This window comes from Shewanella sp. 38A_GOM-205m, assembly GCF_000518445.1.
Taxonomy (GTDB): Bacteria; Pseudomonadota; Gammaproteobacteria; order Enterobacterales; family Shewanellaceae; genus Shewanella; species Shewanella algae.
The window spans coordinates 26985-50238 of the sequence record NZ_JADP01000003.1; the positions used below are offsets into that span (position 1 = coordinate 26985).

Sequence of the window (23254 nt, forward strand, 5' to 3'; positions counted from 1 at the left end):
CCAAAGGCTCCCTTCCCTTATCAGGCAACAAATTCAACTCTACCGCATCTCGTGTGGCTCCTAAGTGGGTGTTTTCTGATCCTGCTAGCATTTTTCACTGCGGCTCTTGGTTAGACTCCAAGTTATCTCCTGCATGCCTTATTGAGTCGTTATGAGCAGCACAGCCCAAAGCCAACCCACACTCGTCTATGACATACGCAACAGCCGCTATCTGAATATCACCGGCCGCTGCACCCTGAGATGCCGCTTCTGTCCCAAGCATAACGGCAGCAAGAGCATTCATGAGTATCAGCTGGATCTCAAGGTTCGCCCCCGCGGCAGCGATATCATTCCGCTGCTCGGCGAGGTAACCCGTTTCGATGAATATGTGTTCTGCGGCTATGGTGAACCGACGCTCAATCTCGAAACCTTGCTGGAAGTGGCCCGCGAAATAAAACGCCGCGGTGGTAAGGTCAGGGTCAATACCGATGGCTTGGGTAACCTGTTTCACAGGCGCAACATATTGCCTGAGCTGGCCGAGTGCGTCGATGCCCTGTCGGTCTCACTCAATGCCGACACTGAATCAGGCTACATTAAACACTGTCGCCCACGTCTGGCAGGTTCCTGGGATGCGGTCAACGCCTTTATTCGCGAAGCTCCCCGTTACATCAAGCAGGTGCAGGTATCGGCACTCGATGGCCTGGAAGGGGTGGATATCGACGCCTGTCGCAAAATAGTGGAAGACGCCGGCTGTCAATTCAAGCACAGGATCCTGGGACAGCTGGGTTAGCAAAGAGGCGGCACCAAGCAGATGGACCTGTAAACCCGCGCAGGCCCCATAGGGATGTGTTCGCGCCTTCAGGGGCCACAGTGTTAACTGCCCGGTGAGCGGTCGGTAACTGCCGATGCCCACTGGGTTATTTCGTGTTAACATGAGCGCAATTTTCACTCTGGAGCCAGCACAGTTCCATGTTCAAAAAGAATACCGGACTCAAAGACACACCTCTGCTTATCTCGGCTCAGGGTATTCACTGGTCCCGGCAGCGCTTGCTGGCCGTTGCCAGTCAGCTGAGCATGCTGGTGATCACTGTGATACTCATTACCAATGTGTTGATCACCTTGGGCGAGCGACGACTGCAGGAAGAGTGGGCGGTACAAAGATACAGCGAGCTGCAAACCGTTGGTGCCCTGCTGGCCGATAAAATCTCCTTCCAGCAGTTTCGCACCCAGATGTTTGCCAAGTCAGAATATCTGCGCCAGTACCTGGATAATCCGGGACACAAAGAATATCAACGGCTGATGACGAGCTGGGACAGCCTGAAGCGCAGCACCCCAGAACTGCTGGATCTGGCGCTGTTTGATGCCGACGGCAAGTTCCGTATCGCCACCAGCAATACCTTCGGCAGCATGTCCATGCCGCCGGCACTCCTGGGCAACAAGCGCAATCTGGGGGGGCAGGAAATCTATACCTCGGCATTGGAGTTTGCCCCGATTGACGGCCGCCTCGAGCCCTACATTTACCAGTTGGCCTGGCTGGAAAATCAGGATCAGAGCGTGCGCGGTTATCTGGTCACCTACAACTCCATGTTGCAGATGCTGCAGGCGATAAAGCCCGCCTTCTCCAGTAATGCCTCACCTCTGCTGCTGTTTGACAATCAGGGCCTGCTTTATGCCGGCGCCTCGGATCTGGACCCTTTGGCCAGGCTGCCTGAAACCATGGGCAGCAGCATAAGACAGAGCTATCCAGCACTGTGGAGCAAGATGGCCAGAAGTAACTTTGGTCAATTCCACGGAGAAGACGCCACCTTCGTCTATCTCAAGGTACAACTGGCTTCGCAAAACGATACCAAGCGCGAATATCTGCTGCTTTCCTATATCCGCAATCACGACATCGCCTCCCGTTTCTTTCAGTGGCGCAACATCCTTTTGGCCTGCGCCGCCATACTGACCATTCTGGCAACCGCGGTTATCCTGCTGACCCATATGTTCCGCCTCGAACAGCGCGCCAGACAAAACAGTATCGAGTTGGCCCGCGGCCTGTTCCGCTCCAACCTGGGTTGTGTGCTGGTCAACCCCAGCGGCCGTATCGTTAGCGCCAATGCCACTGCCGCCCGCACTCTGCAACTCGAGCAGGATGAGCTGCCGGATCGCAGTTTGCAACGGATCCTGCAGCTGGAAGACGAGCTTTATTCTTCGATGAAACAACAGTTGGCGGATGCCGGCGAGTGGCGCGGCGAAGTGCAGCTCGAATCCCTGGACAACGCCCAGCTCAGATTGCATATCCGCCGCTACAACGCCAGCAGTCAAACCTATTTGCTGATAACCTTTGAAGATATCGGCGAACTGAAACAAGCCCAGCAGGAAGCCTTCCTTAGCAAGCTATTGACCGGCAGCAATGTGGCCACCGCCCTGACCACGCCCTCGGGGCAGTTGCTCAAGGTCAATGAAGCCTTTGATAAGCTGATGCAACTCAACGGTGATCTCAGCCACAGCCTGGCGGCTTTGCTGGAAAACGATCTTGGCAACCAGTGGCAGAGAATTAGCCAGCTGGTGAGCATGCAAGGCCAGTGGCAAGGGCAAATACTCTGCACCCACAGCCACGGCAGTTGCCTGCAAGCCACGCTCAAGGGTTATCTGGATGAAGACGGCGAGATTGAATATCTGGTGTGCACCCTGGAGCAGGCAACCCCAAGAGGCAAGATTGAGGCCAGTGGCGATCTGGTGCCACACCGCAGCACCATCCTGGTGAACCTCAGGGATCTGGATCGCTACTTCAAGTCCATGTCCGAAGAGGAAAAGCTACAAGCCAGTCTGCTCCTGATGGACATCAGCCCCGAGGGCATGCTCAGCCATATGAGCGATATCGGCCAGCTGGAGAACCGCCAACACGAGGTGGAGATGCAGCTGCTCAGGGATCTGCCCAACAGCTATCAGATGTCCCATTGGCAATTGGGTAAGCTGATTATCATACTACCGGAAACCGATGCCAATCAGGCGCATCACTATGCGGTCAAGGCGCTGGCCAACTTGGGCGAAAACGGCTTGGCAGAAGGGATCAGCATAGGCATAGCCGCCTATCTGCCGGGCCAGAGTCTGGAGCAGTTCCTCGGTAATGCCGAAGTGGCGCTGAAACGAGCCAAGCAGACGGGTGAGCAGAATATCTGCCAGGCCTATACCCGTCAGCTCTGAAATGCAGCAGCCTTTGATACTGGAGTCAATCGGCGCAAATTGCTGTCTGCGGCGCTGTTTTTCATGGCATTGTTTTTAGTGGCATTGTTTTTCACGGCGCTGCCCGTCGCATTCTACTTCAGTGACAGTTGATCTAGCTGGCCGCGCTGGCTGGCACTGCTGCTGACTTGGAGCTCTGCCTTGCTGGCCTCGATGTGTCTCTATGGCCTAAGGCCAGCAGCGATTTCCATCAGCATGGCATCTGCTACCGCTCTTTGCTACGGACACTGGAGCTGGACTGGCAGGATATCAGCGAATTTCATCTGTTTAATATTCAGCGTAACCCGCTAATTGGTTACTACTATTCAGATAGTTACCTGGCAAGGCTGGCACAGCGCAGCCCGCTCAGGGCCAAAGCTCGCCGGGTACTGCAATCTTTGCCCGATAAGGTTGAACGCCCGGCCGCCGAGGTGTGTGAGCTGTTGGATCAGGCGCTGCAATCAACAACCCAGTGCTAGCTAAAAAAATCCCCGCAACTTGGCGGGGATTGTTGTTGATGGCGAAGCTTACTTAACGATTTCCATCTCTTGCAGCAGGTTGTCTGCATTATCCAGATACTTCATCACCCACAGCATGTAACGGCTGTCCACCTGAATGGAGCGGTTGATGTTATCGTCGTAGTTCCAGTCACCTATGATGCTCTCATAAACACCGTCAAACAGCAGTCCCACCAGCTCGGCGCGGCCGTTGAGGGTTGGCGAGCCTGAGTTACCGCCTGTGGTATCCAGAGTTGAGAGGAAGTTGACCGGTACCGAGTCAATATCCTTGAAGTAGAAGTCACCGTATTGCTTGGCCTTGATAAGCTCCAGCTCTTTCTTGGGAGCATCGAAAGGCTCAACCCCGGTGTCTTTCTGCACTATGCCTTCCAGACGAGTGAAAGGTACGGCGTAGAGACCATCTTTGGGTGAGTAGCCCTTCACATGGCCCACCGTCACCCGCAGGCTGGAGTTGGCATCGGCATACACAGGTTTACCCTGCTCACGGTTGTAGGCAATGATGGCTTCCATGTACTGAGGACGCACCTTCATCAGCTCACCGGCCAACTCTTTCTTTTTCTGCTCCAGCTGCATACCTGTGTCATAGAAGGCCACGGCAAACTGGATCATAGGATCTTTCGAGGCCTTGAAATCGGCAACCGACTTGTCCATCCAGGCCAGACGCACATCTTTGTTATCCAGCTTGGTATTCTTGTACATCTTGTCCAGAGTCTTCTTCAGCTTGGCCTCATCGAGCTTGTTGCCTATGCCGAAGTACTTGTCCAGCGCCGGCAGCCGCTCAGACTTGGGCAGCGCCGCATAACGCTTGAGCATCTCAAACACCAGCGCCTTGTCGACACTGGCGGCATAACGGCGATCGATACGCTCCATACCGGCCTTGAAGCGGATCATGTCACGCTCCTGGAAACCCGGCTCACGTTCCATGTCCGGCAGCGCCTTTTCATTGGCCAGACGATAGAGTTCGCGGGCCGTCGGCAACATAGTGGTATACCCCAGATAGCCCAGGATAATGTCACGCTGCTGATCCGCCTGGCTTTGGGCGACCAGCTTATCCAGCTGTGCCAACACCTCGCCATACTGAGCCTTGCGGCTGCTGTCGGCATCGATCCAGCTCTTGAGCTTGGCTTCCAGGGCACGCTTGTCTTCCAGCATGGTCGACTTGCCATAGAACTCGATCATCGAGGTGAAGTTCTTGGCATAGTTGGCCAGACCGGCGATCAGGCTCTCGTACTTGATGCGCTCGTCACTGCCTTCCGGGGCCGTCTCTTTAATGATCTCGATAAAGCGCTCACGCAGCTCCTTGCCTTGTGGGTAAGACCACTCAAACTGGTTTTCCACTTCATTGCCGGTGCGGTATCTGTTGGTGCGGCCCGGGTAACCGGCTACCATCACAAAGTCCCCTTCCTTGACCCCTTTGGCCGACACCTTGAGGAAGCTCTTGGGCTCGTAAGGTACGTTATCCTTGGAGAAATCGGCCGGCTTGCCATTTTTGTTGACATAGGCGCGGTAGAAGGAGAAATCGCCCGTGTGGCGCGGCCACATCCAGTTGTCGACATCACCGCCATACTTACCCACGCTGGCCGCCGGGTTATACACCAGGCGGACATCACGGATTTCCAGCTGCTTCACCAGATAGTACTCAAGACCACCGTGGAAGCTGTAAACCTGACAGCGATAGCCATCTTCTTTTTCACACTGGGCCACCAGTGACTTCTCGGCCGCCTCGACGCCCTTGTAGAAAGCGTCGCCCTGCTTGTTGTCCAGGCCTTGCTTGACCTTGTCGGTCACATTGGTGACCTCTTCGGTGACATATACCCGCGAGCCCGGAGTTGCCGGCAATTCTTCGGTAAAGTTTTTCGCCAGGAAGCCATCACGCAGCAGATTCTTCTCCGGGGTGGAGTTGTACTGGATGGAGCCGTAGGCACAGTGATGGTTGGTTACCACCAGGCCCTTGGGAGAAACGAAAGACGCGGTGCAGCCGCCCAGGCTTATCACGGCGTTCATCGGGAATTCCGTCAGCTTGGAGATAGACTTGGCGTCTATTTCCAGTCCTTTGGCCTTGAGTTCATCGGCCATGGCCGGCAATTGGTAGGGCTGCCACATGCCCTCATCGGCCTGAGCACCAAAACTGGTGGCTATGGCCGTTGCAAGTAACCATTTTTTCATTCTAGTAAGTCCATTCGCTGGTATCAGTTCAATTTGTTGTTTTTGTGCAACAAAAAAGCCGGGCACAAGTCCCGACTTTAACACAGACTACCAAGCGGCTACAGACTCGGAAAAATTCCCTTACAAAGGGCTTGTATTAGGCCCCCAGCGTCGCATACAGCTGGGCAGCTATAATGCCTATCCCCAGGAGGGTCATCAGCGCCATCGCCGGCTTGCCACCGGCAACTTTGTAGCCTTCCGGCGACTCACGCCGCTGTTTCAGCGCTATGGCTATCGGCAGGAAGATGATGATCACCACTAAAGGCACGGCGGCAAAACCCAGCAGCGCTGAAAAACCTTCGGGCAGATACAGGGCGCAGGCCAGCGGCGGAATAAAGGTCAGCAACCAGGTCTGCAAGCGGCCGACAAAGTTACTCTTGGCACGGATAAGCTCGGCGCTGAAGTCAAACAGGCTCAGGGTCACTCCAAGAAACGAGGTGATCAACGCCAAGTCGGCAAACAGCCCAATGCACTTGCTCACCAAAGGCTGTTCGCTGATGGCCTGTAAGGCACTGATGAGTTTTGACAGTGAACCACCAAAACCGTGAATGGTATCGCCGCCAACGGTACCCAGGGTTACCAGCAGCCAAAGCAGATAGCAGGCCAGCGGAATGCCGGAGCCTATCAGCAGCACCTTGCGCAGGGAAACCGTGTCACCATCGAGATAGCGCACCAGAGTAGCAATACAGACATGGAAACCAAAAGAGGTAAACACCACAGGCACGGCGGCCAGCCACACATTGGCATAGGAATCGGTCGGCGCCTGCTCCAGTAAGGTATTCATATTCACCTCAGGCAGCAGAAACAGTACCACCAGCACCAGCATGACTATCATGGCAGAAAACAGCCCGCGGGAGAGCTTATCGACCCAACCGACTCCCAAGGCGGCAAAACTGCCCAGAGCCAGGGTAAACAAGAGTACCGCGTCCTGGCCATCCAGGGTCATATCGAACCAGGCCTTGGCCTTGAGCACCAGGAGATCGGCGCCGCCGGTCAGATAGGCGGCGGTCAGGGCAAACAGCAGGCTGAGAAAAGCGGCGCTTTGAATCAGTTGCCCCGTCTTACCCAAGGCTTTACCTGTGATGGCATGCAGGTTATCCCCCACGCCGGAGCGCAGATTGACTTCCAGCATCAACAGTGAGGTGTAGGCGGAAATGCCCCAAATGACCAACATCAATAACAGTGCCGGCAGTAAGCCCATGGCAGCCGTTGCCAGTGGCAAGGCCAACATACCGGCGCCAATCGCAGTACCCGCGACTATGGCTATAGAGCCCAATGTTTTCAAGTTCACTAAAATTCGTCCTGTTCTTTTGTATTGTTATCTTTAAGGTCAGATTTAACTCATGGGAAAGGCGAATTGTCAGCGCAGCTGGCAAGCTGTAACGTCTTGGCCGCAGATGAAATTCCGCCTTACGGAGTTTCATTGGCCCCAACAGCTCAGCAAACAGAAGAGGTATGCCACCAAGCCACTGGGGCTAACTAAATCGTGGACAGCGGAATTTGGGACTGCAGAGATGCAAACTCAACACGGAGGCTCTTTCTCAAAAAATTGACTTAACCGGGACATTAACAGAGCCACAGCCCTTGGGCAAGCGGGGAAGCGCGACTATCGGCCCTGAGGCGAAAAGCAGGCCGGTTCCATCAAAAACAGGGCAGAATATCATTATCGGTAAATGCGCCGCTGCTGATATTAGGGAAGGTTCGAACAAGTCCTCGTGGCGTTCTCTTTTGTAGAGAGTGGCTTACACAGCAATTGGCGTCAAGGCATCCAGGCAGAGCCTATTCACTGCGATAGCCTATCAGGATAATATCGCAGTGAATTTAAGCCCAGTCGCTCATGACTCACGTATTGAGTTCGACTCACGCGACCTCAGCTTGTGGCTGTGGAACTATGTCAGCGGTGTCACTGAGGGCATTCTCGCTCTTGGCCACCACGCTGGCGGCAATACTGTTACCCAGCACATTGGTGGCCGAGCGGCCCATATCGAGGAAGTGATCGACCCCGAGCAAGAGCAGGATCCCCGCCTCGGGAATGTTGAATTGCCCAAGGGTTGCAGCAATCACCACTAACGAAGCTCTGGGCACACCGGCCATCCCTTTGGAGGTGACCATCAACAGCAATAACATGGTCAACTGCTGCCCCAGACTCAGCTCAAAGCCATAGGCCTGGGCAATAAACATGGTGGCAAAGGTGCAGTACATCATGGAGCCATCCAGGTTGAAGGAATAACCCATTGGCAGTACAAAGCTGGAGATACGTTTGCTGCAGCCGAACTCTTCAAGCCGCTGCAACATTTTCGGATAGGCCGACTCAGAGCTGGCGGTGGAAAATGCCAGCAGCAAGGGCTCACGCATCAAGCTCAGTAAACGACGGATACGGCCGCCGAGGAACAAGGAACCCGCAGCAATCAACACCAACCACAACAGCCCCATGGAAAGATAAAACTGCCCCATAAAGCTGCCATAGGTGAGCAATATGCCACTGCCCTCCTTGGCCACCATGGCACCTATAGCGGCAAACACGGCAAAAGGAGCAAAGTTCATCACATAAGCTGTCACCTTGAGCATGATATCTGCGCCGCTGCTGAGCACTGAAATCACCGGCTTGGCATGTTCACCGCAAGCCGCAGCCGCCAAACCAAAGAAGAGTGAGAACACCACTATCTGCAGAATTTCGTTGTCGGCCATGGCACCGATAACACTCTTGGGGATCGCATGGGAGACAAACTCTCTCAGGCTCAAACCACCGGCCTCCAGACCTGTCGCGGCATGGCTGTCCGGCAGCGCCAGGTCGAGCCCCACTCCCGGCTCCAGCAAGCTGACCATCAAGAGTCCCAACAGCAGCGAGATAACCGAGGCCATCATAAACCAGGAAAGTGTCTTCAAGCCGACCCGGCCAACAGTGCGGCTGTCTCCCATCTTGGCGATACCCACGGTCAGGGTGGTAAACACCAAGGGAGCTATGATCATCTTGATCAGATTAAGGAATATATCTGTGAGTATGGTAATGCTGTCTGCAAATGTCTGGGCTTGTTCGGGGAAATACCAGCGCAAAATCTGGCCTGTCGCAATACCCAGCACCATGGCGAGAATAATCGACAGGGTCAACTTGTTCATTTTCATTATCATGTGTCGTGCTCCAGTGAATGCCTGGGAGATGGATCCGCCGCCAACGCAGGGGTGCAAAAGGCCATAAGGCCAGAGAAATGCATAAAAAAGCCAGCTCAGATCCAGACAGAATGTCTTCAATAACGCTCATGACTTACATGCATATCCTATGGAGGCAAAAAACTGGCATAAGCAGTCCTGGAAGACGGTGAGATTGCCACTGGAGTAAGCCGATGAGCGTCAGCATCTTGAAACGTATCGTCCCGGAAGGGAAGCCTTAAGACTGGGTGGGCAAGTCGTCACCGTCATCTCTGACGGCTAAAAATGGCACTTGCACTACAGGCTCGATTGGCGGGATAAGGCGAGTCAGTGTCCAATTCTATATAAATTTCAAATTATTAAAAATGTTTCGACACTAACTATTAAGATAGGAACTTTTAAAAAGAAAACCAGATTAACTGAAGATGAAACTTTATTTATCCAAGTAATTTAGTGAGTTACTTCACGGCATTGTTGCGCTTGAAAAGACCACCAGGCATGAAACAGTAGCCGCAGCAGTCGCTGCGGCTATCGAGTCAGCTTTGGAAGGCACTTATCACTCGGCTATCCAGGCCAGTTGCCAATGACTGCCGACACCGGGTTCAAACTGGGTCGCACTGGCCGACCATTGGCGGCAATAACCACTTTCCGGGAAGGGCTTGCAACGGTATATCTTGCCATCTTTGGGCTGCAGTACCCTGGTTCCCTCTGTGTATGACCCCAAACCATCAGGGAACTGGAAATCCGCCGGCGCTGTATCACCGGCTTGACGCAGGAAGAAACCAAACTCCTGGGTCAGCTCCTTGCCCTCTTGGGTCTGAGCCTTCAACTGCATGTGGTAATGTCCGGCAGCGGGCTCAAGCACTTCGATGTTGAAGTCGGCGCTGTTATTGTCAATCTGCTGCACAGCAGAACCGGATGCCTTGCCATCATGAGTACTGATAAAGGCACTGACCTGCATTCTGGCATCTGTGGTTACAGTAAAGCCAACGCTGGCCTTGCCATCGACTATCTCATAGTTGTCGCTCAGGCCGCTGACACTGAAATCGCCGCCGGGCAGAGGCGCCAACTCAAAACCAGTTTCGACCCGGGTGATCCCGGAATCATTCTGGGCGAAGACATCATTCTTGCCATAGACGGGCACTATCTCACCATTGGCATTCAATTGCCCCGCCTTAAGGCCGGTGCCACCGGCATTGATCGCCTCAGCCAACAAACTGGGCCAGGTATTATGATTACCCTGCCCGGCATCGGCTATGGTGAGCCGGGTAGACAACGAAGGTTGTTCTCCGTTGTCACCAAACACCCGAGTGAACACCTGATCGCCAGCCTTAAGATCCTGGGACGGGTTGATATTCCCCACGTCCTGCCATTCGGAAGGAGTCGGGGCTGCACCGTCAAAGTTCACATCTATGACATTGTAGAAACTGTTGCTGGTATCCCCCACTTCCCAAACCGCCAGCACAAGCTGATAACCGCTACGCTGTGGCAACTGACACTGATGCGTCAGCGTCTTGGGAGGCTGCACCATGCCGCCATCGACACTGCAAAATGGTTCAGACTCAAAGGCCGCCCGGCTCAAAGGTGCGTTGGGGTCCCAGTTTTGCTTGGTCAGATAGTAACGCCAGTCGCGGGTAACATGATTGGCGGTCAGCTGCCAGGTAAAGTTGATAGGGCCGGCACTCACAGGTTGTTTGGTCCAGCGACTGGATGACTGCTGATCCAGCTCTCTGAAACTGGCATTTCCGGCACTGGCTATCTGACCATCGGCCGGGCCGGATGCCGGAAATCCTGAAGGCCCTTCGACGCTTTGGGGTTCCCACTGAATCGCACCACAGCTAGTGTTGTTGTGCTGATTACAGGCGTAGGCTCTGGACTCTGGGCTTTTCACATAGCCATGAGCCAACGCCTGGGTAGATAACCCTACCCCAGCGGCTGTCAATGCCAAGGACAAAGCTGTTGTTTTAAATGATGATTTAACCACTTTGCAATACTCCATTTTGCTGCCTTAACGACAGTTCCTTGAACAAGCGGTATTTGGGCACACAAGAGAATGACTCTGTTGCAGACACAGTCAGCGACTGTGGCAGCCCCGCTATCTTAACCCTAGGGCCTTAGACCGGAAGCTTTGCGTCCTGAGCTTTCGCTCAGTTTGCCAAATACCCAGAAGCTCTCACCTCAGTTTCCTGCAGCTGAGAGTTCTATGAGTAAAGGCAAAAATGACAACGATGTCAAAGAAGAATTTCTTTAAAAACCAAAAAGTTAAAAACAGACAATGCGTACAGCATACTGAGCATCACAACATCTGCTTGATTCATATCGGATAAACGAAATACCGTAAAATCCCCCTGTCACTGAGCCGACCAGTGTTGCCATGACGAGCTTTATGGTTATAATGGCCGCCTCTGTCTTAGGGGAGTAGCTAACCTGGGTCCCGCCCAGGGGTAAGTATCAACACACTTGGCCTCATGCCATGGTGCTTACAGCAAGTTTAGGCTTGCCAGGCAAGACCTGAGCACGGTATACCGCACAAATATAAAGGGGTGGGCGGTAGACTGTGCTTGGAATTTTGCCACCCCGAAGGAACGCCCATTTTGGAAGCACTCATCGCCTCAACTATCACTGTCGCCGTAGCCGAAATCGGTGACAAGACTCAGCTGTTGGCCCTGTTGTTGGCCGCCCGTTTCAAAAACAAGACCGCAATTATCTCAGGGATCCTTGTCGCCACCCTGCTCAACCATTTTGCCGCCGCCTGGCTGGGCCAATGGGCCATGGGCTGGCTCAGCGCCGATATCGGCCGTTACCTTGTTGCCGGCAGTTTCTTTGCCATCGCCCTCTGGGTGCTGGTGCCCGATAAGGTCGATGCCGAAGAGAGCCGCTTCTACCGCTATGGTCCCTTTGTGGCCACCTGCTTACTGTTCTTTATCGCCGAAATGGGTGACAAGACCCAGGTCGCAACCGTGGTGCTGTCGGCCAAATACGATAGCCTGCTGATGGTTGTAACAGGCACCACTGTCGGCATGCTGCTGGCGAATGTTCCCGTGGTGCTGGCCGGCCATTTCAGTGCCGACAAGCTGCCTATGACCTGGATCCACAGAGGTTGCGCCCTGCTGTTTGCCCTCTTGGGGATAGCCACCCTGCTGTGGGAATAGGGAAACCGCTGACAGCGCAAAAGGGGCAGCTCAAGCTGCCCCCTGTTATTTCCGGCGTGCCGCTATCAGCTGGCCAGCATCTCTTGCACCCGGCGGCCGTAGTCGGCATCGGCCTGGCTGAAGTGGCCAATCATTCGCTGCTGCACATCCTGAGTCGCTTGACTCAGAGTACCGCAGATATTGCTGATAAGCCTGGCCTTTTCCTCTTCCGGCAACAAGCGGTAAAGATTGCCAGCCTGGGTGTAGTCATCCTGGCCATAACGGCTGTATCTGTCGGCTTCACCATCCAGGCGCAGCGGCGGCTCTTTGAACTCGGTCGCATCCTGCAGGCCGCTTGGCTGCGAGTTGGGACCATAGTTTGCCGACGCATCGCCACCTGTCTGGCTTCCATGGTAAGGGCATTGAGCCCCGGCCATGGCACCGGCACGTTGATGGTGATTGGCCTGAGTCGCATGGGGGCAGTTCACCGGCAACTGGTTATAGTTGGCTCCTATCCGATAACGCTGGGCATCGGCATAGGCAAACAGGCGAGCCTGCAACATCTTGTCCGGTGACGCGCCGACACCGGGAACCAGGTTACTCGGCGCCAGTGCCACCTGCTCTACTTCGGCGAAGTAGTTCTGTGGCAGACGATTGAGCTCCAGTACCCCAACCTCGATCAGCGGATAGTCCTTATGTGGCCATACCTTGGTCAAATCAAACGGGTTGATATGGTAAGTATTGGCATCGGCTTCCGGCATTATCTGCACCTTGAGCTTCCAACGGGGGAAGTTGCCATCCTGGATTGCCGCCACCATGTCACGCTGGGCATGATCCGGATCGATTCCCTTCACCTTGGCGGCCTGCTCTTCAGTCAGGTTGGCTATGCCCTGCTCTGTCTTGAAGTGGAACTTGACCCAGAAGCGCTCACCCTTGGCATTCCAAAATGAGAAGGTGTGCGAGCCAAAGCCATGCATCTGCCGATAGTTGGCCGGAATACCCCGGTCAGACATCAATACAGTCACTTGATGCAAGGACTCTGGGTTGAGCGACCAGAAGTCCCACATCGCCTGAGGATCTTTCAAATTGGTGTGCGGATTCCGCTTCTGGGTGTGGATAAAGTCAGGAAACTTGATGCCGTCACGCAGGAAGAAGGTGGGGGTGTTGTTGCCCACAATGTCGTGATTACCGCGCTTGGTGTAGAAACGTACCCCAAAGCCACGGGGATCGCGCTCGGCATCGGCACTGCCCATCTCACCGCCTACGGTCGAGAAGCGAACAAAGGCCTCGGTCTGGGTGCCAACCCCCTGGAAATGTTCGGCTATGGTGTATTGGCTCATATCATTGGTCACTGTGAAGGTGCCGTAAACCCCCGTGCCTTTGGCATGCACTACCCGCTCTGGGATCCGCTCGCGGTTGAAGTGGGCCAACTTTTCAATCAGGTGCCAGTCCTGCAGCAACAGGGGACCACGCTCTCCGGCGGAGAGGGAATTCTGATCGTCTGCGATGGGGGCGCCGCTCTGGCTGGTGATATATTGCTTCTGACTCATCTCGTGCTCCTTAATCCTTTGTCTCGTTTAACCAGTTTTCAATCACATCGAATATGGTGGCCATAAGTGCTCCCTTGAGCAGTCGTATTGGCGATGTGGTCATCTTAGTCAGGCGAAGATATTTTTAAAAACGATTAAAACTGATTATCACAATTCTATTTATAGATTAAATGGGGTTTGGGATTGAGAAATGGGGATAAAGAAATGCATGACCGAGATAGCAGTGACTGCCAGTCGAGATGAGAAACGGCTGAAGCAGAGCAAACGTACATTGTCACGAAAGCAACAAACCTTATAGAAACCGACGTCTGGGGCTCCCCTGACACAGGGTTGTCAGCCTTGCTGATCCTCTGATTTTTCCGGGCTTGCCTGAGGGGCGGCCTGTAAATCAGGCTCTGGGCTACGATAGAGTTTAACCAGGTAATAGGCATCGATAAGCACTATGAAGAAGTTCACCAAAGCCACAGGATATGCAGCAATGGCGATCCCATAGGCAACAAACAGCGCCGCTCCAAGCAGGTTCCACCAGCGCAGTCGTTTGATATTGGACATCATCAGAGAGATGGCCACCACTACCGATGCCAGATAACCGACCCACTCCCATATATTGATTGTATCCATTCAAGCTCCCCTATTTGGGATGGCTAATGGTGTCGAGATCCACCAGATCCCAACACCCCTGATTACGATAAAGGCGTTTACCCTTATAAGGATAGTCGGCCACATCATGGCTGAGGCGTTGTCCCATGACTAAATATTTGAGCGGCCTCTCGGAAGTGTTGTTCATGCCATGAGCCACACTGCCGGCCGGGAAAGCGATAAAGTCCCCGCCCCCGATGGCGAAGACTTGTTGATCGATACACACCTCGCCTTCACCTTCGAGCACATAAATACACTCTTCTTCAAAATAATGAAGGTGGTATTCGGTGCTGTCACGCCCGGGCGCCAGCTCAATCAGATGCACTCCAAGATGAGCAAGGCCGATGACATCACCGAGAGATTTTCTAAGTCGCACCGCATTGGGGTTGAGGAAATGCGTCCGCTCCTCCCCTTTCATGGCGTCTATCTCACTGGCTTTCAGCAGAAACTCCCTGGCATTCATCTCTGTCCCCTGAGTCAGAGCGCCCTTGAGTGAAGCTGTCAGCGCTTGACCACGGCCGCGGTCATACGGGAAATACAGGTCAGCTCACCGGCGCTGTTATGAATAAGCACTTCCCAGACAGAGCTGCGTTTGCCCAAATGTACGGCTCTGGCTGTTGCCTTGAGTTCACCATTGCGGGCTGCCCGCAGGTGATTGGCGTTGATCTCCTGACCTACACAATAGTAGTTTTCAAAGTCCACCACAAAATTGGCGGCATAACTGGCCACAGTCTCTGCCAGCGCCACATTGGCACCACCATGTACTATCCCAAGTGGGTTGTGGATAGCCGGAGACGCCGGCATGCTGGCTACCATATAGTCATCACCTATCTCAGTGATGCGGATCCCCAGGGTCTGCATCAAAGTGCCTTTGCCCCCCATACCGGCATCCAGTTTGGCACAATCTTCCAGGGTGATGGGTCGAAACCAAATACTCATCTTATTGTTATCCTTAGTACTCCAATAGGAAAATCAGTGTACTTGGCCGCCTGTATCCAAGTAAACCCGGCCAGCGCAATCCTCTGACCGGGTGGGTGTCAATCAAGACTTGAGAGCTTTAGCCGCGGCGGCGCAGCCCCAATGCTGCGAGAAACAGCAGTGACAGATACCCCAAGGCACCACCATCATGCTTGGAAGGCTCAACCTTGGCAGGATAACTGAGTGCCACTATCACAGGGTCATGATCCGAAGCCGAGAAGGCATTGTCAGACTTGGGCAATTCACCTGTGTACTTCTTGCCATACTCGAACATGTTGGATTCGACCGAGTTGATATGCCAGTCTTCAATGGCAACCAAACGCTCCGCCAGACTGGCGTTGGCCAGTGCATGGTCGAGATTTCCCAACTCACCGTTATAGCTGTAGGAGAAAGTATCGACACCATGGGCCAAGGTGTTGAGGTTGATAAGTCCATACCCCTTGCTGATTTCAGTTCCCTGATGCTCATAGACCTTACCGTTCAGAGTGGTCCAGGAGGCGGTACGCAGAACCCGCTCCGATTGGGCGGCATCATAGTCGGTCAGCACCCGCACAGGATCTTCCAGACCATAGGCATTGAGATCGCCGATCACCAGGAGATCGCCGTCGATCTTTTGCAAGGCTTCTCCCAGAACTTTGGCAGCTGACACCCTGAAGGCGTTGCATTTACCCTGCAGATCCTGAGGATCCCGGTTCTCATCAAAGTTCAGCCAATCCTCAAGACAACCCGAGCCCTTGGACTTGAGATGATTCACCACCAGAGTCAGGCTCTGATCTGCTATGTTGAACTTCTGTCCCAGACTGTAGCGCTGATACTTATCAAAGGCAGGGCTGGCTTCCTGTTTACCATCGACTTCCCGGCTGGCAACCGCTTCAGCGGCATGTTGCTCTGGAGTCGCAATCACAAAAGCCTCGGCTGCCGGAGTCACCCTGGTGGGGCGATAAAGCATGCCCACGGTAATGGCATCGCCGCCGAGATACTTGCCATCTTTTTTGTCGGCATCGGCTATCTCTACAAAGGCATAGATATCCTCATCGGCTTGCTGCTCATTGAGCGCATCGACCAGATTGCGGATGGCGCTTTTCTCGCCAAAGCCGTTGTTGGCAATCTCCATCAAACCCACTATGTCAGCGTTCATGGCGGTAATGGCATTGACTATTTTAGTGCGTTGCAACAGCATCTCTTCTTCGCTGAGGGCGCCGCGGTTATCACCTGTTGGATTGGCGTCACCACCAACGGCATCGTTGAAGAAATTAAGCACATTGAAGCTGGCGACCCGGATATCCCCCTTCTCGGCAATAGCCGGTGCTTGGCTTCGGTCGTCGCCGCGTAATATATCCCCAGGAGTAATACTGTTGGTTGCCACCAGACGATACTGGTTATAGCTGTATCCTATAACCCCCTCAAGGCCGGTTAACTGGTCGCCAACCCGCAGATAACCTGTCTCTGGGTTGAAGTCCGGCATCCAGGGCAGCTCGCCGTCTTTGGCCTTGAAGTCTGACTCAACAAACAATTGGTTGGCACGGTTGGCTTGCTCCAGTGCCATCGCCTCTGGCGACAGCGGCAGGTGTACCTGGGTCGGCTTCAGCAGCGGCGCCTTGTGAGACAACATAAGATTGTTGCGACGGGCATCGTAGTCAAAGCTGAAGTTACGGCTGACCTTGAGATCACTGCCGGCATCCAGTACTACCTTCATGCCTTCAAAGCGCTCCAGCGCTTGCTGCAGGGTTTCACCATCTGCCACATAAAAAGGCGCAGCCACCGGCAGTTGGGTAAACTCACCCACGGCAAATTTTTTGTCAGCCTTGATATCCAACTGAGTCAGGCCATAGTACTCCTTGACCTTACCCTGTACGCAAACCTCGACACCGGGCTGCACTGTTTCCGGCGCTGCTTCACCCAGGAATACAAAGATGCCGTCGGAGGTGAAAGGCGAGTTGTCTCCCTTGGGATCTTGCAGATAAAAGCCTTTGAACAGGCTGTCGCCACGGGCACTGACCACACCCTTGAGGGTGTATTCGCTGTCGGATTCGAACTTACCCTCAGGGACCAACGGACTGCGATCTCCGCTCCCCTGCACTTCATAGATGGGTGTCAGCGTGGCGCCATCACAGCTGAATGCCGTAACTTCAGGGGCTGCAGCCTCATCCAGGCTGCCGAGTCCTTTGAAGTTATCAGTGCCCATAGGTTGCCAATCGGCGGCATTGAATTGCGTCGAGGCAGTGAGCGCCGACTTGCTGCGGGCCAAAGTGATATTCAGGCCCCAGTCGGCTGGGGTAGGCACGGCGCCGACAATATCGACGACGACGCCATCTTTCATCAGGGCTACCGCATCACCGCCATTGAAATAGAGATTGCCCTTGAGGCTGTCGACTCCAGCAGGCAAGCTTATTTCAGCATTGGGATGCAGAATCACTTTAATCCCCTTGGCCGCCATGCTTTGGCCATCCAATACCAGCATATCGGAGGCATCAGTAGCGCCATCTTTATACCGCACCAATTTATAGCCGTTTAAATCGACTTGACTATCACCAGAGTTATATAGCTCTATGGCTTTATTATTGGCGCTGCCCTCAACGTATTCGCTGATTAAAACATCGGCATTGGCCATCACTGGAATGGTGGCAGCCACGGCAATCGCAATGGCTGTCAGCTTGTTAACATTATCCATATTATCAACCCCTTTAATTGTAATAATGCCGTTAATTTCTATTAACGTGCCGCGGGATTGTCCCAGAGAAGAACGGTCAATTGAAGTGGTTTAATCACATTTAGGCAACAGTTATACCGAACGCAAATTCTATATAAATCATTAATTAACCACCATGTTCTCAACTGAGAACAAAGCAGAAAACCCTGTTTCAACCCAAGCTGTTATTTAATAAAAAAATAGTTAGACAACAAATAAATCCTGTCTTCTATAAAATATAATAAGCCGTATGATATGGTCGATAAAATAGACAAATATTTTTACATCAAATAATCAGTAAACCTCGAAACTAATTATCTCTCCCCGTCATCAAAAATTAATTTTTGCGCGATATGACCATAAAAAAAGCGGCCGGATGGCCGCTTTCATCTATTTGGGTTATCAGAATTGAGCAACAACGGGATCAGAGCAAAGCTCGGCTCCCAGTTCACAAACCTGATAAGTCACGCTATTGGCTTCGGTATTGAAGCGGTCACGGAACTGGCCATCGTTGGCGGTGGTCGCAACCTGTTCGCCGTCGCGGAAAATCGCCACTTCATCACCCAGGGCACCATTCCAGTTAACATCAACCATGGCGCTGCCACGACGGGACTTGAGGGCGCGGCTGATATCGGCAGAGATGCTGTGGGCAAATACCTGCACTTCCATGCTGACACTGTCGCTGAGCTCGGTGGCATCGGTCGCTGTCAGGGTCACTGTGTAGGTACCGGCCTCAGCATACACATGTTGAGGGTTTGCCTCGCTGGAGACAGAGCCGTCACCGAAATCCCAGTGGTAGCTGGCGATATCATCATTGATATCAGAGCTGCTATTGCTGAAACTGACGCTCAAACCTTCGGCTTGATAGTCAAAGCCGGCATTAGGTGCTGAAGGACCGGCTTCACCCAGCGCCGTGATCACCATCCCCCAGTTGTTCAGGGTGCCTGTGTCACCACCGGCATGGTCAGTCACGCTGAGAGTCCAGGTACCTTGGGCAATTTCACCGTTGAAGTCGCCCAGATCCCAGCTCTTGACGATATCGTCATTGCTGCTTCCTTCGCGATTATGCAGCACCACTTCGGTGCCGGATGGCGAAGTCAGGGTCACAGTCAAATCACCAATCCAGGTGTGGCTGATGTTGACGTTGGTATTGACACCAAAGATCTGCAGCGGATCGGCGATCTCAATGGTGCTGGTCACTGTGGTGTTATCGGCAATAGCCACTGGGGTATCATTGCTGTATGGGAAGTCATTCAGCCCTTGAGGGATGATTTCCAGGCTCACCACACTGCTCTTTTCAATACTGCCGTCATTACCCGATACCGTGATGGCGTAATCGCCCCACTGAGTCTCGGCTGTGCTGGCTACGTTCAGGGTAAAGCTGTCACCGGCACCAACGCTGGTGGCAGACAAAGATACCCCTTCCAGAGCAGGCTCCACACTGACACTCAGCTCAACACTACCATCCCAACCGGCCACACTACCGACACTGAAGTCATAGCTGGTGCTTTCACCGGCTTCGATAGTGCGGGCAGCCGGAGTCACGCTGAAGCGATAACTTGGGCTTGGGTTGGCTTGATCGAGCGCGTTGGCCGCGTTCAGACGGGTACCGGCAACACTCTTGCCAGTCATGGCCGCATTGGCATCACCCGAATTCATCAACAGTTCTTTCATCTCAAGCGGTGTCAGATCCGGGTTGATGGACCACACCAGAGCCGCCACCCCGGTCACCATAGGCGTAGCCATGGAAGTACCCGAATAACTCTCGTAACCACCACCTGGAACCGTTGACAGAATGGCACTGCCAGGCGCCGCCATGTCTACGCTGGTAGCACCCCAGTTGGAGAACCAGGAGATACCATCCGAGCTATCGGTACTGGCGATAGACATCACTATGTCCGATTCATAGTTGGACGGATAATGAGGGCTGACATCATTGTCACTGGTGTCATTACCGGCCGCAGCCAGGAACAGAATACCGGCTTCACCGGCGGCTTCGATGGAGTCCTTCAGCGCCTGGCTGAAACCACCGCCGCCCCAGGAGTTGTTCGTTGCTTTGATATCAACGCCATGATTCACCTTGAGATCAGTCATATAGTCGATGCAGGCGATGGCATCTGCGGTAGAACCTGTACCGGCAGGGGTCAGGAACTGACAACCAATGATCTTCACATCCCAGTTAACCCCGACCACACCCAGACCATTGTTGCCCTTGGCGCCAATGGTGCCGGATACATGGGTACCATGGCCGTTGCCGTCCATGGGATCGCCATTGTTGTTGGCCGAGCTGAAACCGTGAACATCATCAATCACGCCGTTGCCATCATCATCTATGCCGTTACCGGGAATTTCACCCGGGTTAACCCACATATTGGCCTGCAAGTCCGGATGGTTATAGTCAACCCCGGTGTCGATAACCCCAATGATCACATCCGAGCTGCCTGTAGTGACATCCCAGGCTTCGGGAGCATCAATATCGGCGTCAGCCACACCACCGGTTTGCCCAGTGTTATGCATGCCCCAGAGCTCAGGGAAACGGGGATCATCCGGCATGCCTATGGCCCGCAGAATGTAGTTGGGTTCAGCATATTTAACCGCAGGGTGGCTGGAGATCATCTTGATCGCCTGCTCAATATCGGCGCCTTGACGCAGATTCAGCTTGGCCAGACGGCCATCGAGCAAGCGGGCAAATTTGTCATCTATACCATCGGCATTGGCATCACGCAGAGTGCCACGTACCAGGCGCTGAGCCGCGATGCGCTCCTCTTTGGTGGCATTATCCTTGTAAACCACCAGGATAGAGTCCTTGGCGTAACGGATCTCGTTTTTAGCCATTGCAGGAGCGGCGCCAAGCGCCATAACACCAGCGACAGCCACCGCCAATGGCGAGAATTTTTTCAACATATTCGGGCTTCCTATAGTCCTTATAATCCCTTGGTATCCGGAACGGCTTGCATCTGCGGCACTTCCTTGAAACGACAGGCAAACAATGGCCAGCGAGTGAAATCCGGCGTTTATTTATTGCAAATAGATTGTTACCGCAATGAAAACAAGAGAGAAAGTAGCAAACTGAAAAATACGACTTTGATACTAGACGGGTTAGGTATTTTGAATCTTAAAAACATCTGAAAAATAAAAATAAAAACTTATTTTTCAATATACTAAATAGAATCAAACCTTAAAACCCAGACAATATCGACTAAAGCCTAAATAGCCTTTAACTCCGATTGCGGCACCCGTCCCATACGCGTAACTTTTGTTGCTGATTTGTTCCACTCTGGTTCAATCAAGGATATGTACGAAAAGGAGTCTTAGGTGTCGGTACTCGCAAAAATCCTGTTTGGTTCAGCCGTTTTGTTGACCAGTCTTGGTACAGCAGCGACAGAGCGCCAGGTAAATGCACTACAGGAGTTGCCAGTCACCCTCCAGACACTGCTGGAAACTCAGGGACGCGACAACTTGGTCGACCTGATGCAACAAGGCAGTTTCAACCAAGCCATCATAGTTCAAGCCGGAATTGACAACAGCGCCATCCTCACCCAGGCCGGGTTTGGAAATCAGGCACAAGTAGTACAACTCGGGGTCAATAACCAGGTTGAAATGATGCAGGTGGGTGACGCCAATAAGGCAAACATCACTCAAATAGGCAATGACAATCTGGTGCAACTCAACCAGCTTGGCAGCGCCAATTTTTCGATACAACAAATTGCCGATGCTGCCACTATCAGCATCACGCAGTATTAAAAACACAGGGAGCGTTTAATGAAATCTCAAGCTAAAAAGTCACTGATTGCACTGGCTATCACAACGGGTCTGGGTATGAGTGCCCAAGCCTTCGCCGGCAGTGTCAACGAAATCTCAGTTAACCAGCAGAGCCGCAGCACTGTAGGTCAGGAAGTCTATGCCGAGCAAACCGGCATTCTGAACCTGGCAGTCATCAATCAGGAAGGTTCTGCCCAGGAAGCCACCGTGGTTCAAGACGGTGTTTGGCACGAAGCCTATGTTGATTCCAAGGGCGACGAAAACAAAGTTATAGTGACTCAGAATGAAGACTGGCACGTGGCCAGCGTCGATGTAGACGGTAACGTCAACACTGCAACTGTCGCTCAATCCGGTTTCTTCAACGAAGCCAATGTTGAGCTGATCGGTGACAACAACAGCGCCGAAGTAAACCAAAACGGTGACACCAACTTCGCGGTATTCCGTGTCAACGGCAACGACAACTCCGGCTATATCAGCCAAAACGGGAACAACAACGAAGCCGGCATGATAGCCGTTGATTTCAGCCCCAACGTAGGCAACGGTAACTCTGTGACCGTACTGCAGGAAGGCAACAGCAACATAGGTGGCGTGCGTGGCGTTGCCGGTGATAACAACAGCATCGAAATCGATCAGGCAGGCGATCTGAACACTGGTTTTGTTTACGCCCTGTCCGGCTCTGAAAACAACATCGAAATGATGCAAACCGGCACTGCCAACACCGCAGTACTCGAATTCACCACAGGTGATGACAACGACGTTGAAATCTACCAGAAAGGTGATGGCAACGCGGTAGGCGATCTGCTGGTTGCCGATATTCAAGGTAGCGACAACGTAGTCGATATCCAGCAGGAAGGCGACACTAACGGCGTTGAATTCCAAATCTGGGGTGACGACAACAACATCGACCTGGAGCAGGATGGCAGCACCAACTTCGCTACTGCCGCCGCCTATGGCACTGACAACAGCATGGACCTGACTTCACAGGGCGATTACAACGAGCTGGTTGCATTCGCCACAGGTGAAGACAACCAGATCGAAATCCATCAGGAAGGCACTGAAAACTTTGCCTATGCCGAGCTGGAAGGTGAGAACAACGAAGTTGATATGGAGCAAGATGGCAGCGCCAACGAAGCTCTGGTCACTGTTGTTGGCTATGACAATGCCGATATCGAAACCACTCAAAGCGGTGACCTCAACCTGGTAGACCTGCTGATCCTGGGTGATGACAACCTGGCTCAAATCGTTCAAAGCGGCGACAACAACTGGGTGAGCGGTGTTGACGGCGGCGCCTTCGCCGTAGTTGGTACAGGTAACAGCCTGATGATCACCCAAAGCGGTAACGAAAACCTGGTTGTCGGTTCTCAGGCCGGTACCAGCAACGCTATCAGCGTAACCCAAAGCGGTGACTACAACGTTGCCACTGTTATCCAGAACTAATCACTCTGGTGC

General features: G+C 53.2%; 16 protein-coding genes and 2 riboswitches. Of the genes, 6 read left to right on the forward strand and 10 right to left on the reverse strand.

Annotation, left to right across the window (positions count from 1 at the left end):
- The first annotated feature begins 151 nt into the window (after window positions 1–151).
- The 3 genes from N512_RS0103320 to N512_RS0103330 all read left to right on the forward strand — a co-directional run bounded on the left by N512_RS0103320 (window position 152) and on the right by N512_RS0103330 (window position 3665).
- Window positions 152–769, forward strand: coding sequence for a TatD family nuclease-associated radical SAM protein (locus N512_RS0103320; RefSeq protein WP_028779394.1), 618 nt, complete (start codon window positions 152–154; stop codon window positions 767–769).
- Between the two features lie 179 nt (window positions 770–948).
- A complete protein-coding gene (locus N512_RS0103325; RefSeq protein WP_025008993.1) occupies window positions 949–3168 on the forward strand; it encodes a PAS domain-containing protein in 2220 nt (739 codons plus the stop codon).
- A 194-nt stretch (window positions 3169–3362) separates the two neighbouring features.
- On the forward strand, window positions 3363–3665 hold the full coding sequence (locus N512_RS0103330; protein ID WP_156029040.1) for a hypothetical protein: 303 nt from the start codon (window positions 3363–3365) through the stop codon (window positions 3663–3665).
- Window positions 3666–3713: 48 nt separating this feature from the next.
- On the opposite strand, the gene N512_RS0103335 is transcribed toward N512_RS0103330, so the two are convergent.
- From N512_RS0103335 to gbpA, 4 genes are all read right to left on the reverse strand, one after another.
- Window positions 3714–5870 carry a S46 family peptidase gene (locus tag N512_RS0103335; RefSeq protein WP_028779396.1) on the reverse strand — a complete coding sequence of 719 codons (2157 nt, stop codon included), beginning with the start codon at window positions 5868–5870 and terminating at the stop codon, window positions 3714–3716.
- 136 nt (window positions 5871–6006) lie between these two features.
- The gene (locus tag N512_RS0103340) at window positions 6007–7200 is read right to left on the reverse strand and encodes an aromatic amino acid transport family protein (protein ID WP_028779397.1); all 1194 of its coding nucleotides are present in this window, start codon (window positions 7198–7200) and stop codon (window positions 6007–6009) included.
- Window positions 7201–7769: 569 nt separating this feature from the next.
- Window positions 7770–9038: a dicarboxylate/amino acid:cation symporter gene (locus N512_RS0103345; protein WP_197021424.1), complete on the reverse strand. Its 1269-nt coding sequence runs from the start codon at window positions 9036–9038 to the stop codon at window positions 7770–7772.
- Between the two features lie 574 nt (window positions 9039–9612).
- Window positions 9613–11004 carry an N-acetylglucosamine-binding protein GbpA gene (gbpA, locus tag N512_RS0103350; protein ID WP_231473510.1) on the reverse strand — a complete coding sequence of 464 codons (1392 nt, stop codon included), beginning with the start codon at window positions 11002–11004 and terminating at the stop codon, window positions 9613–9615.
- 134 nt (window positions 11005–11138) lie between these two features.
- A riboswitch (cyclic di-GMP riboswitch) is annotated at window positions 11139–11223 on the reverse strand.
- Window positions 11224–11455: 232 nt separating this feature from the next.
- Window positions 11456–11558: riboswitch (yybP-ykoY riboswitch) on the forward strand.
- 92 nt (window positions 11559–11650) lie between these two features.
- Between gbpA and N512_RS0103355 the strand changes: the two genes are divergently transcribed.
- Entirely contained in the window at window positions 11651–12208 is a 558-nt protein-coding gene (locus tag N512_RS0103355; protein ID WP_028779400.1) for a TMEM165/GDT1 family protein, read from the forward strand.
- A 65-nt stretch (window positions 12209–12273) separates the two neighbouring features.
- On the opposite strand, the gene katB is transcribed toward N512_RS0103355, so the two are convergent.
- The 6 genes from katB to N512_RS0103385 all read right to left on the reverse strand — a co-directional run bounded on the left by katB (window position 12274) and on the right by N512_RS0103385 (window position 20947).
- Window positions 12274–13737 carry a catalase KatB gene (gene katB / locus N512_RS0103360; RefSeq protein ID WP_028779401.1) on the reverse strand — a complete coding sequence of 488 codons (1464 nt, stop codon included), beginning with the start codon at window positions 13735–13737 and terminating at the stop codon, window positions 12274–12276.
- A 333-nt stretch (window positions 13738–14070) separates the two neighbouring features.
- Window positions 14071–14358 carry a YgjV family protein gene (locus N512_RS22130; protein ID WP_044735110.1) on the reverse strand — a complete coding sequence of 96 codons (288 nt, stop codon included), beginning with the start codon at window positions 14356–14358 and terminating at the stop codon, window positions 14071–14073.
- A gap of 10 nt (window positions 14359–14368) precedes the next feature.
- Window positions 14369–14839: a cupin domain-containing protein gene (locus tag N512_RS0103370; protein ID WP_028779402.1), complete on the reverse strand. Its 471-nt coding sequence runs from the start codon at window positions 14837–14839 to the stop codon at window positions 14369–14371.
- Between the two features lie 38 nt (window positions 14840–14877).
- Window positions 14878–15315, reverse strand: a complete 438-nt coding sequence (locus N512_RS0103375) for a PaaI family thioesterase (RefSeq protein ID WP_028779403.1) — start codon at window positions 15313–15315, stop codon at window positions 14878–14880.
- A gap of 118 nt (window positions 15316–15433) precedes the next feature.
- Complete coding sequence (exeM, locus tag N512_RS0103380; RefSeq protein ID WP_028779404.1) at window positions 15434–18025, reverse strand: extracellular exonuclease ExeM; 2592 nt, start codon at window positions 18023–18025, stop codon at window positions 15434–15436.
- Between the two features lie 420 nt (window positions 18026–18445).
- Window positions 18446–20947: a S8 family serine peptidase gene (locus N512_RS0103385; protein WP_028779405.1), complete on the reverse strand. Its 2502-nt coding sequence runs from the start codon at window positions 20945–20947 to the stop codon at window positions 18446–18448.
- Between the two features lie 411 nt (window positions 20948–21358).
- Between N512_RS0103385 and N512_RS0103390 the strand changes: the two genes are divergently transcribed.
- Both N512_RS0103390 and N512_RS0103395 read left to right on the forward strand, forming a co-directional pair.
- On the forward strand, window positions 21359–21787 hold the full coding sequence (locus N512_RS0103390; RefSeq protein ID WP_025008981.1) for a curlin: 429 nt from the start codon (window positions 21359–21361) through the stop codon (window positions 21785–21787).
- An 18-nt stretch (window positions 21788–21805) separates the two neighbouring features.
- The gene (locus N512_RS0103395) at window positions 21806–23242 is read left to right on the forward strand and encodes a curlin (RefSeq protein ID WP_028779407.1); all 1437 of its coding nucleotides are present in this window, start codon (window positions 21806–21808) and stop codon (window positions 23240–23242) included.
- Window positions 23243–23254: the final 12 nt, after the last annotated feature.